This window comes from Blochmannia endosymbiont of Camponotus nipponensis (assembly GCF_009827135.1).
Lineage (GTDB): Bacteria > Pseudomonadota > Gammaproteobacteria > Enterobacterales > Enterobacteriaceae > Blochmanniella.
In genome coordinates, this window is sequence record NZ_CP046534.1 from 697,828 (window position 1) to 716,567 (window position 18,740).

An 18,740-nucleotide genomic window follows, 5' to 3' on the forward strand; every position below is an offset into this window, starting at 1 on the left:
TAATATCTAATTTAACAATACGTATCAGAAATTTTTCTGTTACGTATTGTTTATTAATTGTGTGCTTTATTGAATTAAATATTGTGAATGCATATAGTATTATGTGTTTATTGATTTATGTATAAGTGATGTTATTTATTATTAATTAGTATAAAGAAGATTCCCCAGGAGGTCGGGTCTTGAATCGACGGTGTAACCACATGTATTGATCAGGAGCTAATAAAATTACTTGTTCTATCATTTTATTAATGTGTTTGATCATATCGATATTTGTTTCTAAAGGTATTTCATCTTGTTTATTAGGTAGAATTAACAATTCATATCCGTGAACGTTAGGTAATCTGCGTGCCACAAAAGGAACAATGGCAGGTTTAGCTATTTTTGTAAGTATATAGGTTCCGATGGTACTTGCTGCATTTGAAACTGCAAATAAGGGAACAAACACGCTGTTTTTATATCCATAATCATGATCTGGTGCATACCAAACAATTTCACCCTGTTTTAAAGCTTTAATTATACCTTTGGTGTTAGCACGATCTAACATTTTTTTGTTAGATCTTAAGCGTCCTTTGGTTTGTAACCAATCCAATAATGGATTATTGTTAGGACGATAGACGCCAATGCCTGGATTTAACATTCCTAAAATTCGAGCTCCTAACTCTAAAGTTAAAAAATGCATTCCAATCAGCAATACGCCTTTATTTTTTTTGTGTGCTTGAGTTATATTTTTTAATCCATTGATTTTAAACCAGCGTTTAATTCTGTGCTCTGACCAAAACCAGGCCATGCCAGTTTCAAATATTCCCATACCTATCGATTCACAATTTTTATTAAATAAATCTTGTTGTTCTTGGATCGGTAAGTTAGGAAAGCAGAGTTCTAAATTTCTCCGAATAATACGCATACGACGTAACATAAAATATTTTGTAACACGACCAATTCTAGTACCAAGATAATATATGATAGGATAAGGAAGTAATACTAAAACATATAATACTCCTATACCCAGCCAAATTAACCAAAATCGTGGATGTAAGAAAGAATAATTAAAAATTGGAAGTTTTTTCATGTTCAATCAACATCATATCCAATGACATATAGAAATATGTAATAGTATATTTACAAAAATCATCATCGTTTCCCTGATTTTATAAGGGATCTATTTTTATTAAATTGCACACATTTTCAAGTGTAACATATATTAAGTTATTTAGATAATTTTACAGTTAATAAAATTTCAATAATTAGTGATATAAATCTATTGATTTAAAAGCATATTTATACTGGATAGATTATATTTTTTATAGAATGATAATATTCGATAATTCATATATATCGTATAGTTCATTTTTTTTGAAAAATTAAACTAGATTTTTTAATTTGGATTATGTATAAACTCATGGAAGGTTTCTGCGCGTAACAAGCTTTTGAAAATTATTTCAGGTGTTGTGTCGTCTTTATTTCAAAATATTATTATGTTGACTTCAAAGTAATTTTGTTTCGATGTTGCTGTAATTGGTTTTTGCGATTTATATAAAATAACGAGAAGATCGACGTAACCGATGGATACATTGTGTACGATTGTTCTTGTCTTGGGAGTATATGTTATTGCTATTATATTTAGTAACATTACGGTTACTATGTGAATAGTGTATAATGTTATTATTGATATTTTTTGGAATATGTAGATCACTTGGTTGTATGTCTGAAACATTAGTATTTTTAGAATTGTTGATAGAATGAGAGTTTACTGCAGTGATAGTGATTTTTTTTTCAAAAATATGAGAATCTGATATATTATATATTCTGTAGAGATGGAGATATAGAAATTCTACTGATTCTTTGTTTATTTTTACCAAAAGGTTATGTTTAGATTGATGATCCTTTAGTCGTATCCAAAATGTCAGATGACATATCTTATTTAAGTGTTTACATATAACGCGGTATTTGTATTTTGTATTATATTTTTGTATAGATGTTTTTTTTATTGTTTTTTTAATATATTGTGTTTGATTAGTATAACAAGGAGTAGATATAACTTGATCAATATTTTCAATAAATTTTGATATAGATACAGTGGTATTTTTATCTTCATTAAAACAATCTGTTATTTTTTTATAGTTGTTGCAGTTAGCTTGATTTTTTATGTCATGGTTGTGATTTTTTTTATCAATATTGTTGTCTTTAGGACAACAATATTGATATAACTGAGTATCATGGTGTAAGTGTTGAGATAGTCTGTTTTTATGTGTAATTGCAATATATATCCAATTGGTATGTTTTTTAATTATGTTGGATAGTCTCTTTTCTAAGTGAGTATAATTATCCATGCACACACTAAGCAATTTAGACCAATAATTTGTTGCTTTGTCAAACCATGAAATTTCTTGTTTTGTTTTAGATTGTAATTTGTAATTTGTATAATGATAAATGTTATTATGATTAGATATTGAATTTAATAAAACGATTGTGTTTGATTGTGATGTTTCTGAAGCATATGTGTAATTTGAAGAAATTATTTCTCCTGATGATTGGATTATTTCATGATTTTGATTTGTTGCTAATAAGTAGCTTGGTTTATTGTTTATTTCTCCTTTGCGTATGCGTCGAACCTCGTAATTTGGAGTTTTCATTTGTTCATAAGGTACTATGACGGCACGTACTCCTCTGTGACGTTGTTCTATATCGCTAATAGCTTTTCTTTTTTCATTAAGTAAGTATGAGGCGATAGCTACGGGAACAATTGCATGTACTTCGTGAGTATTATCTTTTAGTGCCTCTTCTTCAATTAAACGTAAAATGGATAGAGAAAGAGATTCATTATCACGAATACTACCTGTTCCACTGCAACGTGGACAAATATGATGGCTTGACTCTCCTAGTGACGTACTTAGTCGTTGTCTAGATAATTCTAATAGACCAAATTTAGAAATACGTCCTATTTGAATGCGAGCACGATCTTGATGTACTGCTATTTTTAAATGATTTTCAATATCACGTTGATGGCGAATTGGAGTCATATCTATAAAGTCTATAACAATTAATCCACCTACATCCCGAAGACGTAATTGTCGTGCTATTTCATCAGTTGCTTCTAAATTGGTGTTAAAAGCTGTATCTTCAATATCTAACCCTTTAGTAGATTTTGAGGAATTAATATCGATTGCTGTTAAAGCTTCAGTAGTATCGATAACAATAGATCCTCCAGATGGTAAACGTACTTCTCGTTGAAATGCCGATTCTATTTGAGATTCTATTTGATAATGACTAAATAAAGGAATGTCACCATTATACAATTTTATTTTTTTGGCAAAATCCGGACGACCTAAAGAAGTGATATGTTCTTTGGCTGAATTCAAAATTTTAGGATTATCGATTAAAATTTCTCCTATATCTGGACGTAAATAATCACGAAATGCACGTACGATAACATTACTATCTTGATGTATTAAAAAAGGTGCTAGTTGTTTCTCTGCGGTATTTTTTATAGTCTCCCAATGTTGTAAGCGAGAAGTTAAATCCCATTCTAATGCTTCAGTAGATTTTCCCAATCCAGCGGTACGAATAATTAAACTCATTCCTTCAGGCAATTTTAAAGCAGATAAAGTTTCTTTTAATTCGACTCGATCATTGCCTTCGATCCGTCTTGAGATGCCACCAGCTTTGGAATTATTTGTCATGAGTACTAAGTAGCTACCTGCTAAACTGATAAAAGTAGTTAATGCCGCACCTTTATTTCCTCTTTCTTCCTTATCTATTTGTACAATTAGTTCTTGTCCTTCGCACAAAATTTCTTTAATATTAAATTTATTATAGGAAGAAGATAATGGAGAAAGAAAATATTCATGCGAGATTTCCTTTATAGGAAGGAATCCGTGTCGTTCGGCTCCATAGTCTACGAATACTGCTTCTAAACTAGGTTCAATGTGAATAATTTTGCCTTTATAAATATTTGATTTTTTTTGTTCGTGACCTATGGTTTCAATATCTAAGTCATATAATCGTTGTCCATCTACTAATGCTACTCGTAATTCTTCTTGTTGAGTAGCGTTAATTAACATTCTTTTCATTATAATTTTTACCAATGTTGACATATTGAAATGTAGATGTATTCATTTGAATATCTAATTATTTCAGTATTCTTTTAGTGTTATGTTGAATAAATTTTCATTTATAACTTAAATGTATAATTGTTTTTTCTCTGAAAGTTCCTAGAATTGTTAATAACTACATATTTATGTAAATTATAATATTAGTTATTGATGGAATATTTTATTCCAGCAGTATTATTACAAATGATGTTTATTATTTTTTGTAATATATCATCTATCAGCAACTTTATTGTAATTATATAAGTTAATAATTGTACTTGATACTAAATGAAAAAATAATACTTTATATAAGTATATCTTAATGAAATTACATATGATTAATATAAAATTATTAGTTGTAAGTATTAAATATATTAATGGTTTTAAAATATTTGTCATTTAGTTAGGCTTAGTTTACTTAAATTATATTTTCTATTATCTTTGTCATTATATTGGAACAATTATCTAATTGCCATGGTTTCTTATGAAAGAACATAATACTCAAATACATTTAATTAGAATTTCTTCAAATTTTTCTGGTCAAAGGATTGATAATTTTTTATATACCTATTTAAAAGTAGTCCCTAAATCTATGATTTATAGAATTATACGAACTGGTGCAATACGTGTTAATAAAAAAAGAATCCAATTTCAATATAAGTTACAAGTAGGAGATGTGTTAAGAATTCCTCCAGTAAAGGGAATAAAAGTAAATAGATTTAATACGAAATATATGAAGGAAATTGCATTTTTAGAAAAAATCATAATTCATGAAGATGATTATTTGTTAGCACTGAATAAGCCGACTGGTATTGCTGTACATGGAGGAAGTGGTCTTAAATTTGGTGTTATTGAAGGATTACGAGCACTGCGTCCTAAAGCACAGTTTTTAGAATTAGTTCATCGTTTAGATCGAGATACTTCTGGTGTGCTGTTAGTGGCTAAAAAACGTACTGTTTTAGTGCAATTACATGAACAATTACGTCTAAAAAATATGAAAAAAGAATATTTGGCTTTAGTACATGGAGTATGGAATGCAAATATACAAATAGTATCTGTGCCATTGTTAAAAAAGAATATTTCGTTGTATGACAATAGAACTATTTATATAGATTCAGATAAGGGAAAATTTTCTACGACTTATTTTTACATTAAAGAACGATTTGCTAACATAGCAACCTTGCTTACAATTAAACCTATCACCGGGCGTACACATCAGATTAGAGTGCATACTCAGCATGCTAGTCATCCTATTATAGGAGACGATGTATATGGTGATGATCAAGTTAATGTTCAATTTAAACAATTTGGATTTAATCGATTGTTTTTACATGCTTACATGTTATGTTTTACACACCCAAATACAAGAAAAAAATTCCATATATATGCACCGTTGGGACAGTCATTTTATAATTGCTTATTTTTTTTAAGAAATTTAATTATAAATAACTATAATGGTGCATTAGAGTATATGAGAAAAATGTAGATAATAGAGATAAAAAATAATAACAATGATTATTGTTAGTTGTTAATCATTAATTTAACAAAAAAATTTGATCGCTAATATTAGAATGCTCAAAGAAGAATATTATTATTGATGTAGTTTTTATAATCTTGACAAGATTAATATCTTGTTTACAAAAATAATAAATGTATAAAATTTTCATTTTTTAAAACAGTTTCGGTATTATTAATTGTTTAATAAAAAAAGATGATGAATTAAGAGGTTAATTTATTGTCTGTTTTTGATATAATGAATATTATCATGACATAATAGAGTTGAGATGCATTAGAAAATCAGTGTATTGTATAAAATGAAATTATTTGAATAATATCTAGATAGTTTTGTATTATAAAATAAAATTTAATTGATCGTTTTAGTGAATTATGAAGTATATTTATAATACTCTAATCATAAATGACATTTAATGTTAAGAACGTAATTGTATAAATGTTAGTGATTATGCTCATATATGTAATAAATTTGATTTTTTTAAATATGTTATCTGATTTTTATTGAATTATGTCTTAATAGTTGGTATTAAAAATATTGGTTATTGATGCTTTTTGGTGTAATTTTTTATTGTCGTGAGAAAATTGGTAAGTGCATAAGATTAAGACAAGAGAATAAGTGCTATGATAAAATATTATCAATTTAAGATAAACTGATTCTTTATATAGTTTATATATGAGTATATAGTGAATGTAGTTATTACATACGGTTATATTTTTTTTGAATAACATTAAGAATGTTATGTAATAACGCAAAGAAGTAGTATAAATCAATGAAAATATTATGTTTGTAAGTGATAGAAAATAAATCTAATATTTTTTGATAAAATAATGTTTTCAATGAAAAATAAAAAATATTATTAATTTGAGAAGTTATATTAAGTGTAAATTAAATAAACGAGCATTTTAATCATTTAGTTAATTTGATAAGAATTATACTGGATATTCGGAGAACAAATAATACTATAAAAAATATATTAAAAGGAGAATATAGCATGGCCGTACAGCAAAATAAGTCTACTCGTTCTACAAGAGGAATGCGTCGTGCTCATCATGCACTGCGCCTAACTACTATATCAATAGATCGAATATCTGGAGAAACACACCGAAGGCATTGTATTACTTTTGATGGCTTTTATCGCGGACGAAAAATGATTGAGAAGTAATTTTTGAAAAACGATATACAATCGCAGAATTTAGTGCTTGCATTGGATGCGATGGGTGGAGATTTTGGTCCAGTTGTAACAGTACCTGCTTCTTTACAGGCATTATCTTTATACCCAAAACTCGAATTGTTGCTTGTTGGAGACTCTGATGTCATTTCACCTCTTTTAGAGACATCAAAATCTGTATGTCTAGATAGATTAACTGTTGTTCCAGCAAAAGCGGTAATTAGAGGGGATGTTAGACTTGCTCAGGCTATTAGAGCAAGTCGAGGCACTTCGATGCGTGTAGCTTTAGAACTTATTCAATCCGGACGCGCTCAAGCTTGCGTTAGCGCAGGAAATACGGGCGTTCTCATGGGTTTATCTAAATTAGTACTCAAGTCCATAAATGGTATTGTACGCCCTGCTTTAACAACGTTGCTACCACATCAAAAACAGGGAAAAACTGTTATATTAGATTTAGGAGCTAATATTTCATGTGATGGTGCAATGTTAGTACAATTTGCAATCATGGGTTCGGTATTGTCAGAACAAATTTTAGGTATAAGTAATCCAAGAGTAGCATTATTAAACATTGGATCAGAAGAAACTAAAGGTTTAGATAACATTCGTAGTGCTTCAGAGATATTACATACTATTTCATCAATTCATTATGTTGGTTACATTGAGGCGAATGATTTATTAATGGGAAAAACAGATGTCTTAGTTTGTGATGGGTTTATTGGCAATATTACCTTAAAAACCATGGAAGGAGTTATGAGAGTAATTCTGTCGATATTACAATCATCATCAGGGCAAAGAAATAAATTTAATTGGATGATGAAAAGTATTAATTTTTGGATAAGTAAATATTTATTTAATCAACTCAATCAATTCAATCCAGATTGGTATAATGGAGCTCATTTGGTAGGTTTACGTAGTACGGTAATAAAAAGCCATGGCGCAGCTAATCAACGTGCATTTACTGCTGCTATTATACAGGCGATTCGTGCTGTGGAACGAAAAGTGCCAGAAAAAATTTCTAATCGATTAAGTGTAGTGTTATCTAAAAATAATAATTGAATATCCATGTTTACTAGAATCCTTGGCACTGGGAGTTATTTGCCTCAACAAATCAGATCTAATCTTGTTTTAGAAAAAATGGTAAATACATCGCATGAATGGATTGTTGCTCGCACTGGTATTCAAGAACGTCGCATTTCTAATTCTGATGAAACTGTTGCAAAAATGGGTTATTTTGCTGCTAAACAAGCTTTAGATATGTCTTGTCTACGTGCTGACAAAATAGGTATTATTATTGTTGCTACTACATCTTCTAGTCATGCATTTCCTAGTTCAGCATGTCAAATTCAACGCGACTTATGCATACAAGATACTATTGCGTTCGATTTATCAGCAGCTTGTTCTGGGTTTGTTTATGCATTGGGTGTAGCGGATCAATATATTAAAAATGGAAGTGTAGATTATGCTTTAGTTATAGGTTCAGATACATTAAGTCATACTTTAGATCCTAGAGATCGTGAAACATTGATTTTATTTGGTGATGGAGCAGGCGCAGTAATACTCGGTCGTTCAAAAACACCAGGTATTATTTCTACTCATTTACATGCAGATGGACATCATGGAGATTTGTTGACTCTTCCTCATTGTAACAGGCAGTATCCTGCTGTATCTAATTATTTAACAATGTCTGGCAATAAAGTATTTAAAATCGCTGTTTCTGTTTTAGCGCGTGTTATAGATGAAACACTGCATGTTAACAATGTACACCAAGATGAATTAGATTGGTTAGTACCTCATCAAGCTAATTTGAGAATTATTTCCGCTACCGCTAAACGATTAGATATGGATATGAGAAAAGTAGTAATTACTCTTGATAGACATGGAAATACATCTGCAGCTTCTGTTCCTTTAGCGTTAGATGAAGCAGTACGCGATGGTCGTATTAAATCAGATCAATTGGTATTACTGGAATCATTTGGAGCTGGATTTACCTGGGGTTCAGTATTATTACGATTTTAATTATAAAGGGAGTATTAAATATTATGAATAATAATAAATTAGCTGTAATATTTCCAGGACAAGCGGCTCAGCGAGTAGGCATGCTAAAAACTCTTGCCAAACATTATTCATTAGTAGAAGAGACTTTTGCTGAAGTATCGGAGATTTTAGGTTATGATATATGGAAATTGATACAGTGCGGACCTTCTGAGGAATTAAACAAAACCTATCGATCACAACCAGCTATTTTGACGGCATCAGTGGCTATTTGGAGAATATGGAAACAACAGGGAGGTTGTATGCCAAGGATAATGGCGGGTCATAGTTTAGGCGAGTATTCTGCTTTAGTATGCTCGGAGAGCATGGATTTGTACTCTGCAGCTAAATTAGTAATGATACGTGGTATGCTAATGCAAGAAGTAACACCATATGGGTACGGAGCTATGTCTGTAATCATTGGACTTAATGATGATATGGTTTTTAAATGTTGTAGGTCTGCACAAAAAGATCAAATTGTTTCTCCTGCTGGTTTTAATGCCCCTGGACATATAGTTATTTCTGGGCATAAAGAAGCAGTAAATCGTGTCAATTTGTGTTGTAAAAATGCAGGAGCAAAACATATATTTATGTTGCCGATTAGTGTTCCATCGCATTGTGCGTTAATGAAACCAATGGTTGAAAAATTCAGAAAAGCATTAGAACAAATAGTTATTACTACTCCTAATATACCAGTAGTGAATAATACTGATGTGTGTATTGAGCGAGAGCCCAAAGCTATTCGTAGTGCATTAATGAGGCAACTGTATACTCCAGTGCGTTGGCGTGAAATTGTGCAATATTGTGTTCATCAAAAAATTAAGAGATTTTTAGAAATGGGTCCTGGAACAATATTAACCGGATTGGTACGCAACACCGTTGACAATGCGTTTGTTTTATCAATAAACGATCCTATTTCTTTTGCAGAAGCGATGAAAGTTAATTGGAGTTAATTTATTCATGTCAGGAGTATATGTAGGATGAATTTTAATAAAAAGATTGTTTTAGTAACTGGTGCTCGCCGTGGTATTGGTCGTGCTATTATAGAAATGTTTGCACTGTATGGAGCTACTGTAATAGGAACTGCAACTAGCGCGTTAGGTGTTAAAGATATTGATAGGTATGTAGGAAATCAAGGAAAAGGAATCCAATTAAATGTTAGTGACAAACATTCTATTGATATTTTTTTAGACAAGATGCAACAAGAATTTGGTAATGTTGATATTTTGGTAAATAACGCTGGTATAGTTCAGGATAGTATTTTGTTATACATGAAAGATGATGAATGGCAGTCTGTTATTGATGTAAATTTAACCGCTGTGTACCGCATGTCTAAAGTGGTAATAAAATCGATGATAAAAAAACATTATGGTAGAATTATTAATATTGGATCTGTAGTTGGTGTTATGGGTAATGCTGGTCAAGTGAATTATTCGGCTGCTAAGTCAGGATTAATTGGGTTTACAAAGTCTTTAGCGCGGGAAGTTGCTTCTAGAGGTGTTACAGTTAATTTGGTAACACCAGGATTTATTTGCACGGATATGGTTAAAAAATTTACTGATAAACAAAAAAATCATATTTTGTCACAAATACCAATTAAACGTTTTGGAGATCCAAAAGATGTAGCTTATGCGGTAATGTTTTTTGCTTCTAATCGTGCGGAATATATCACTGGACAAACAATACATGTTAATGGAGGAATGTATATGGGGTAATCTATATTATGTGCTAGTAGATATTAAATATTTAACAAAATAAAAATGTATTTTATCCTTATGGCGCGAAAGATAAGAGAAAAGTTGCTGATGTTTTTAAAAATTATTTTGTATAGGTGCATTTTTGATAGGAAAATGAGAATATGATTACTATAGAAGAAAAAGTAAAAACAATTATTGCTGAACAATTAGGAGTAAAAAAAGAAGAAGTTGTGAATCATGCTTCATTTGTTGACGATCTTGGGGCTGATTCTCTTGATACTGTTGAGTTGGTTATGGCGTTAGAGGAAGAATTTGATACTGAAATTCCAGATGAAGAAGCAGAGAAAATTACAACTGTACAGGCAGCAATAGATTTCATCAGTAATAATCACAAAAAAAATAAGAATTAATTAATTAATTATAAGGTGTATATTTTTATTTATATTGATATATAAGTAATTTTTCTAGTAAATTGTATTTATTTATTTATGATTCGATATAGATCGAAGTTGTTTTGTGATGTTTCTTATTACGTATAAGACTAATTATATGCATACATGACGTTGGTCTCATGTAAGTAAGGCTGTCGATTATGTTTTAATTAATTTTGTTGTCTATGATATTTAATGAAATTTTGGTGCTTTTTTCATAAATCAGATGAACTTTAATATATAAATCACACTGTGATAATTTGCAAATATTACAAGATAATAGTTTTAAAAAAGTTTGATTTTTTTTTAAAAATATCATTTATATTAGATAATTGTTTTATTGAATTATAAAATTAAAGATATTGTGCAAAGTTAAATGACAGTTAAATTGTAGTACGAATTATATATAGAAATAGAAGTAATCAGATTTTAAGCATTGTATGTGTTAATGTCCCATCAATAGTATGGGATTATGCCTATTTTAATATAGGTAACTGCTGCTATCTATACATGAAATATTTTTTTGTTTCTATTGTATGTGTTTATGAAAATTATATTAATAAAATTTATATTATAATACTGTAATATTATTGGGTACTGATAAATTGAGATAAAAATGTATTGGGTTAATGGAATTAAAAAAAAAACAATATTATTAAATAATCGTGCTTTACATTTTGGTGATGGATTTTTTACGACTGCTAAATTACAAGATGGAAAAGTAAAATTTTTAGATTGGCATATGGATAGATTAATTATATCAGCAAAAAGGTTGATGTTTAATAATATTAATTTTGATCTTTTATATAAAGAAATGCTGCATGCAGCTTCTTATAGTAATATATACAGTGTCATCAAAGTAATAGTAATTAGAGAAAATAACCTCAGGTTATCTGGATATCGATGTAGCAACGATATAGAACCATTACGTATCATTTATGTTAGTAAATTACCAAAATATTACATGCGTTGGATTAGATCTGGAATTCATTTGAGAACAAGTGTTATGCGTTTAGCACGTAACACTTGTTTAGCAGGCATAAAACACTTAAATAGATTAGAGCAGGTTATGATTGCTATTTGGGTGGATAAAAATAAAACTATTGATGAAGCATTAGTTTTAGATACTAATGGAAATGTTGTAGAATGTTGTAGTGCTAATATTTTTTGGAGGCATAAATACCAAGTATTTACTCCATCTTTACGTCATGCTGGTGTTAATGGAACTATGCGTCAGTTTATATTACAATTATTACCAACATTAGGCTACCACATACGAATAGTGACAGTTGGTCCTGAGCATTTAAAAAACGCAAATGAAGTTTTTATTACCAATTCTTTGTTACCATTAGCATCAGTTAATTCAATTGATGATTATTGTTATTCAGATAGGACGTTATTTCATTTATTGCGTTCTTATATTATAAATAGTGATATTTAGTAACACTTATAATGGTTTTATGTAAAATAATACTCATACAATATTTATGGTTTTTTTAATCAGAACTATATCTTATATAAATTTGTTAAAATAGTGATCACACATCTCTTGATATCAGTTTTTATCAAGCATTACCATAACAGTAATAGAAAAATATTTCATTTTATTATTACATAGATAATGATTATTATCTTTTTAGAATGCATTAAATGTTATGTTTTTTATTAAATTTATGTGTATTTTTTTTGAGTAAAAATAATTAAAGAATATTTAAGTATAATGTATTTTGATAATTATGTACCTAATTTACATGAAAAGCTCATGTAATTTTCGTAAAATAATTAGAATCACTCAAAAAATGACATAAATCGTTTTATATGAGAGTATAATATGGATAATAAGTTTATTACAATTGAAGGGTTAGATGGTGCCGGAAAAACTACTGTTGCTCATAGAATGATTAGCTACTTAAATCAGTACGGTATTACTAAAATTTTAACTACGCATGAACCTGGAGGTACGCCAATTTCGGATTTATTGCGTATACTGATAAAATACGGTGGACCTACGGATGAGCCTATTAATAATACATCAGAATTATTAATGATATATACTGCACGATTACAATTAATAGAAAATGTTATTAAACCAGCTTTATCTAAAGGTTATTGGGTGATTGGAGATAGATATGATTTATCTTCTCAGGCATATCAAGGAGCTGGAAGAGAAATGGATACATTATTGTTACATACTTTATCAGATAAAATTACAAATATCTTATCTCCAGATCTAACATTTTATCTTGATATTTCTCCGGAATTAAGCTTATCTCGTATAAATAACAGAAGAACGTTAGATCGTATTGAAAAAGAACCCCTAATTTTTTTTGATCGTGTGCGTTCTTGTTATAAAAAATTAGCTTCTGAAAAAAAAAATATCATCACGATCGATGCTACTCAAAGTTTAGAAGAAGTTTCTATTACTATTTACAGATATTTAAATTGGTGGTTCTTGTGTCAACAAGAATAAAATATAATGAAATGGTATCCTTGGTTAGATATTACTTATAATCAAATATTAAATTCTTATCGAAAAAATAGAGGACATCATGCGTTACTTTTAAATGGTAAACGAGATAATGGTGAAGATACTTTGATTGATGCCATTGTTCGTTGGTTAATTTGTGCTTATCCTAAAGACATTAGACATTGTAACATTTGTTATAATTGTAAGTTAATGAATGTTGGGCATTATCCTGATTATTATCAAATAAAGCCCGAAAATAATACTCAATCTATAGGTATAGATACCATACGTACTTGTATTGATGCTATATCTAAGCATTCTTATCAAAACAAATTAAAAATTATATGTATAAAATACGTGGAATATTTAACTGATCAGGCTAGTAGTGCGTTACTAAAAACACTTGATGAACCTCCAATAAATACTTATTTTTTTTTTAAAACCCGAGATCATATGAGAATACCATTGACATTGTTGAGTCGATGTATACGATGGTCTATTATACCGCCAAAGGAATCACTTGGATTACAGTGGTTAATGCAACAACAGAAGAAGATAAATAATATTTTGTTGGGACAATGCGCATTACGTCTATGTGATGGGGCCCCTATAGAAGCAGAGGCTATGTTTAGATTAGGTTTGTGGAAAAAACGATTAGAATTGTGTAAATCTATAAATTACGCGATTACAAACGGAGATTTTTTAAAACTTGTACCATTGTTAAATGCTTGTAATAAAAATATATTTTTGTATTGGTTTATTACTGTGCTTATGGATGCATTAAAATGGAAGCAAGGCATAAAAAAAAGATTTATAATAAATTTAGATCAAATGGAATTAATTACTGTTATCACAGAACAGAGGAGTCTCTTGTCTTTAAGTAGTCAGTTACAACAATGGTTAGTACTATTACGTTATTTTCAAGAATTTACTAATGTTGATCGTGAGTTATTATTGACTTATCGGTTATTAAATTGGAAACAAGATATTGTTGAATCTTGTTTTCATCCATGGAGTATATGATATTATGTTTTTGGTGGATTCTCATTGTCATCTACATCAATTGAATTATAAAAATGTTCATAAAAATGTTTCAGATGTATTAAACAAAGCGAAAGAACGCGGAGTGCAATTAGTTTTATCAGTTAGTCTCACTATGGCGGACTATAATGATATGGTGGAATTAGTAGGGTATAGAAATGATGTTGTGTTTTCTTGCGGGGTACATCCTACATATGTGTATAATATTGATAATTTTAACAGTGAGAAATTATTTGTTTTATCTTCTCAAAAAAATATAGTTGCTATAGGTGAAACCGGATTGGATTATCATTATCAATTAACGTTAGATGACAAAAAAAAACAAATAAAAGCATTTCAAGAACATATTAATGTTGCTAAAGCAGTACAAAAGCCAATTATAGTACATAGTCGTGAATCTTGTAAGGATACTGTTACTCTTTTATTCGCGGAAGAAGCAAGAGAATGCGGTGGTGTATTGCATTGTTTTAGTGAAGATATAGATACCGCAAGATTGTTATTAAATCTTAATTTTTATATATCTTTTTCTGGAATGATAACGTTTAAGAAGTTTTGCGCGATGCAAGAAGTTATTAAATATATACCTTCTGATCGTATATTATTAGAAACTGATTCGCCTTATTTGACCCCAGTACCTTATAGGGGGCAGGAAAATCAACCTGCTTATATATATGAAATTGCAAAATATGTAGCGCTTGTAAAAAATATAAATATAGATGAATTAGCTCTTATTACTACTTCTAATTTTCATACCTTATTCCATTTAGAACAACAGTATACATAATGTATATGTTTAATGAAGACATAAATAAAATATTTTTATTTTGGTTGATCTTTAGAACATAGTAATTTTGTTATATTAAAATAATGATTTAGTTGGTATTGAAATTTATTAATATAATAATTATATCAATATCTCTAAGAGATAGTATTTGAAGATTGATCCAGGTATAGTATTTATGTTTTTATTTTAAGAAGTAAAATTTTGGTTGATGTGTTAAAGAAGTTATTGTAGAATTCACATTATCTTAAAAACAGGATAAATCATGAAAAAAGATAATATATTTTTAAATATTATTAGAAAAAAAATTAAAACTGATATCTTATATCAAGATGAATTAGTTACTGCATTTTATGATTTATATCCTCAGGCACCTGTTCATGTACTGATTATTCCTAATATATTAATTCCTACTGTTAATCATGTATCAATTCAGGATGAAATAACATTAGGTAGATTATTCATAGTAGCAGCAAAGATTGCTAAAAAACAAAATATACATTCTTCAGGTTATCGTTTGATAGTTAATTGTAATGCTCATTCTGGACAAGAAATTTATCATCTCCACATGCATTTATTAGGTGGCAAGCCTCTAGGTCCTTTGTTACAACAAAACAATATATTGTAGCTATTTATAGTTTAATACGCTATAAATGTGAATGAGATGGTTCTTTATATGTGACATAGTTGTATGTAGCTTACCTAATATGGTAGGTAATTATTTATTAATTTATGAATAATAACATATATTGTTTATTATATCATATTCATATAACTAGATAAAATGATAAAAATCATATTAGAATTCTATTATTAATGATAGATAATACATTTGTTATCATGAAAAAAAAAATTATGTATTTAATGATTAATGTGATTAATATATATTGTATTGGATTATATAGTTATAATATACTTGCTTTAAGTACAGAACCAGTATTATCAGTGCCGTCGACAATCAATTTAATTGATTGGAAACCGGTTTTATTAAAAATACTGCAAAATGTATTTTTTTTTGATAACATTGCACATGATGGTCTTTTATTAGTAAACATGGTAAAAAATGATACCGATGGTGTTTTACAAGCCACAAATATTACAAATATTTTAATTAATTGTATTCAAGAAAATACCAGAAAATATAATGTTATTGATATAGAAACAATGTATGCCGTATATAGGCAATTAGGTGTATATCCGGAGGATAATCGTAATTCTTATAATTTTGCTATAAAAATTGCAAATTATTTAAAAGCGAACTATATTTTATATAGTATTGCTTACGGAGATTCAAAAAAACCAAATTTAGAATTACAATTAATATTAGTTAAAACTGGTGAAATTGTACAAGTTATTAACGGTTCTGTATAAAATGTATATATATCCTCTTAATAGGAAAGAGAGGTAAAGTAACTGTTTAAAGTTTTTAAGAAGATTTTAATATGATACTTAAGCATCATTTAGCTTGTTAAAATTAATAGAACAGTTACATCTATTGCGCAGTAAGTCAGCATAGATGGAAATATGCATATTTGCATTAACATTGCATATGTAAATTTTGATATCTGTAATTTATATATTTATGAGGTAATATAAACAAATATTGATGTATCGATCAACTATATTGTTTATTGCACTACGTTATATTTTAGGAAAATCGGTAGATCAATTTGGTCGATATATTTACTGGATTTCTAGTTTTGCTATTATGTTAGGTGTAATGGCTATGATAATTATATTATCAGTCATGAATGGTTTTGAACGAGAATTAAAAAAAAACCTTCTTAATTTCATACCTCATGTTTTACTCACTAGTTCAAAAGGATACGTGCATGTTGGACATAAACCACATTTAATGTTACGTCAATTAGACAATATAACACGTGTGCAACCGTTAGTTATATCTAATGTAATATTACAAAGTTGTAAGAAGATTTCGTTTGGAGTTATGCTGGGTATTGATCCAAATCAATTTGAACCATTATGTGATTATTTGGTGAATAAACGTGCAAGTAAATTAATTTTAGGAAAATATTATATCATTCTTGGATCAGCATTAGCAAAAAAACTTGAAGTACATATAAATGATCAAATTCGTTTGATTATTCCTTCTGTTGTGCAGATCACTCCTATTGGTTATGTTCCTAGTCAACGATTGTTTACAGTATTGGATATTTATATTACTTCTAGTGAAGTTGATTCTTATCAAGTATTAACGCATCAATCAGATGCGTCTGCATTAATGCATTATCCACCGCAATGTGTTACTGGATGGCGTGTATGGCTGCATAAACCATTTTTGATTGATAATAGTTATTATTGTTATCAACAATCACAATTACATATAGATTGGGTTTGGAAAGATTGGAGAGAATCTAAAGGATCTTTAATGCAAGCGATGAAAACAGAAAGAAATATAATGTTTTTGCTGCTAAGTTTAATCATAATAGCAGCAGTTTTTAATATTATTTCTTTTTTGGTATTGTTAATATTAGACAAACAAATAGAGATAGCAATACTACAAACATATGGTTTTACTCGCCGAAATATTGTGTTACTTTTTATGCTTCAGGGGATTAGTAATGGTTTTTTTGGTGTTATATTTGGAACAGGATTAGGAGTATTGTTATCTAATAAATTAAACAAAATATTATTATTTTTAAAAATATTTTCAGATGTATTACCATTACCTGTAGAAATAAAATTTTCGCAAATATTAAGTATTATATTTATAACGTTCATTATTATCTTATTAGCAACTTTATATCCATCATGGCGTGCAACTGCTATTCATCCTGCAAGAATTTTACGTTATGACTGATATTCCATTATTGCATTGTACTCAGTTAACAAAGTGTTATCAATGTGCTGATATTTTAGTTAAAGTATTAAATGGTATTACTTTAAGTATTCAATGTAATGAAGTTATCGCCATCGTAGGAGCATCTGGATCTGGTAAGAGTACATTGTTACATTTGCTTGGAGGATTAGATAAACCAACTGAAGGTAAGGTATTTTTTGAAGGTCATGCGCTACATCATTTATCTGATAATGCGTGTGCTGCGATACGTAATAAACGTATAGGGTTTATCTATCAATTTCATCATTTATTATTGGATTTTAATATTTTAGAAAATGTAGCTATGCCTTTGTTGATTGGAGGTGTTAAGTTTAATCATGCAAAAAATAGGGCACTATATATACTAGAGGTGGTTGGGTTAATAAATCGTATTCATTCTTTTCCACATGAATTATCTGGGGGAGAAAGTCAACGAGTCACTATAGCTCGAGCTATAATAAATAACCCATCTTTAGTACTTGCTGATGAACCAACTGGTAATTTAGATCAAAAAAATTCAGATAATATTTTTCAATTATTAAAGACATTAAATATACATTATGGTACAACTTTTGTAATTGCAACTCATGATTTACGTTTAGCTCAGCAATGTCATAAAATATTAAAAATCTCCAATGGTAGAATAACATTAACACAGGATAATTCATTCAGGTAATT

Annotated in this window: 17 protein-coding genes; 15 read left to right on the plus strand and 2 right to left on the minus strand. The window is 28.9% G+C overall.

All coding sequences use genetic code 11. The annotated features are described in order from the left end of the window. Positions 1-145 precede the first annotated feature (145 nt). Positions 146-1,069, minus strand: a complete 924-nt coding sequence (lpxL, locus tag GN161_RS02900; protein WP_159715374.1) for an LpxL/LpxP family Kdo(2)-lipid IV(A) lauroyl/palmitoleoyl acyltransferase — start codon at positions 1,067-1,069, stop codon at positions 146-148. Positions 1,070-1,529: 460 nt separating this feature from the next. Next, the gene (gene rne / locus GN161_RS02905) at positions 1,530-4,070 is read right to left on the minus strand and encodes a ribonuclease E (protein ID WP_236840091.1); all 2,541 of its coding nucleotides are present in this window, start codon (positions 4,068-4,070) and stop codon (positions 1,530-1,532) included. 505 nt (positions 4,071-4,575) lie between these two features. Here rne and rluC point away from each other — a divergent pair. The 15 genes from rluC to lolD all read left to right on the plus strand — a co-directional run bounded on the left by rluC (position 4,576) and on the right by lolD (position 18,738). Beyond that, entirely contained in the window at positions 4,576-5,577 is a 1,002-nt protein-coding gene (gene rluC / locus GN161_RS02910; RefSeq protein ID WP_159715376.1) for a 23S rRNA pseudouridine(955/2504/2580) synthase RluC, read from the plus strand. 1,021 nt (positions 5,578-6,598) lie between these two features. After that, the gene (gene rpmF / locus GN161_RS02915; protein WP_159715378.1) at positions 6,599-6,769 is read left to right on the plus strand and encodes a 50S ribosomal protein L32; all 171 of its coding nucleotides are present in this window, start codon (positions 6,599-6,601) and stop codon (positions 6,767-6,769) included. A gap of 51 nt (positions 6,770-6,820) precedes the next feature. After that, positions 6,821-7,831, plus strand: coding sequence for a phosphate acyltransferase PlsX (gene plsX, locus GN161_RS02920; protein WP_159715578.1), 1,011 nt, complete (start codon positions 6,821-6,823; stop codon positions 7,829-7,831). Between the two features lie 6 nt (positions 7,832-7,837). Next, the gene (locus tag GN161_RS02925) at positions 7,838-8,791 is read left to right on the plus strand and encodes a beta-ketoacyl-ACP synthase III (RefSeq protein WP_159715380.1); all 954 of its coding nucleotides are present in this window, start codon (positions 7,838-7,840) and stop codon (positions 8,789-8,791) included. Positions 8,792-8,814: 23 nt separating this feature from the next. Beyond that, positions 8,815-9,759, plus strand: a complete 945-nt coding sequence (fabD, locus tag GN161_RS02930; RefSeq protein WP_159715382.1) for an ACP S-malonyltransferase — start codon at positions 8,815-8,817, stop codon at positions 9,757-9,759. Between the two features lie 27 nt (positions 9,760-9,786). Further along, positions 9,787-10,521: a 3-oxoacyl-ACP reductase FabG gene (fabG, locus tag GN161_RS02935; protein WP_159715384.1), complete on the plus strand. Its 735-nt coding sequence runs from the start codon at positions 9,787-9,789 to the stop codon at positions 10,519-10,521. Between the two features lie 143 nt (positions 10,522-10,664). Then, the gene (gene acpP, locus GN161_RS02940) at positions 10,665-10,913 is read left to right on the plus strand and encodes an acyl carrier protein (RefSeq protein ID WP_159715386.1); all 249 of its coding nucleotides are present in this window, start codon (positions 10,665-10,667) and stop codon (positions 10,911-10,913) included. A gap of 637 nt (positions 10,914-11,550) precedes the next feature. Further along, positions 11,551-12,375, plus strand: coding sequence for an aminodeoxychorismate lyase (gene pabC / locus GN161_RS02945; RefSeq protein ID WP_159715388.1), 825 nt, complete (start codon positions 11,551-11,553; stop codon positions 12,373-12,375). A gap of 390 nt (positions 12,376-12,765) precedes the next feature. Continuing rightward, the gene (tmk, locus tag GN161_RS02950) at positions 12,766-13,404 is read left to right on the plus strand and encodes a dTMP kinase (protein WP_159715390.1); all 639 of its coding nucleotides are present in this window, start codon (positions 12,766-12,768) and stop codon (positions 13,402-13,404) included. 6 nt (positions 13,405-13,410) lie between these two features. Further along, positions 13,411-14,424, plus strand: coding sequence for a DNA polymerase III subunit delta' C-terminal domain-containing protein (locus GN161_RS02955; protein WP_159715392.1), 1,014 nt, complete (start codon positions 13,411-13,413; stop codon positions 14,422-14,424). Between the two features lie 4 nt (positions 14,425-14,428). Then, positions 14,429-15,226 carry a YchF/TatD family DNA exonuclease gene (locus GN161_RS02960; protein ID WP_159715580.1) on the plus strand — a complete coding sequence of 266 codons (798 nt, stop codon included), beginning with the start codon at positions 14,429-14,431 and terminating at the stop codon, positions 15,224-15,226. Between the two features lie 262 nt (positions 15,227-15,488). Next, positions 15,489-15,851 carry an HIT domain-containing protein gene (locus tag GN161_RS02965; RefSeq protein ID WP_159715394.1) on the plus strand — a complete coding sequence of 121 codons (363 nt, stop codon included), beginning with the start codon at positions 15,489-15,491 and terminating at the stop codon, positions 15,849-15,851. 188 nt (positions 15,852-16,039) lie between these two features. Beyond that, complete coding sequence (locus GN161_RS02970) at positions 16,040-16,594, plus strand: penicillin-binding protein activator LpoB (RefSeq protein WP_159715396.1); 555 nt, start codon at positions 16,040-16,042, stop codon at positions 16,592-16,594. Positions 16,595-16,829: 235 nt separating this feature from the next. Further along, complete coding sequence (gene lolC / locus GN161_RS02975) at positions 16,830-18,044, plus strand: lipoprotein-releasing ABC transporter permease subunit LolC (RefSeq protein WP_159715398.1); 1,215 nt, start codon at positions 16,830-16,832, stop codon at positions 18,042-18,044. Then, a complete protein-coding gene (lolD, locus tag GN161_RS02980) occupies positions 18,037-18,738 on the plus strand; it encodes a lipoprotein-releasing ABC transporter ATP-binding protein LolD (RefSeq protein ID WP_159715400.1) in 702 nt (233 codons plus the stop codon). The genes lolC and lolD overlap by 8 nt, the downstream gene beginning before the upstream one ends. Positions 18,739-18,740: the final 2 nt, after the last annotated feature.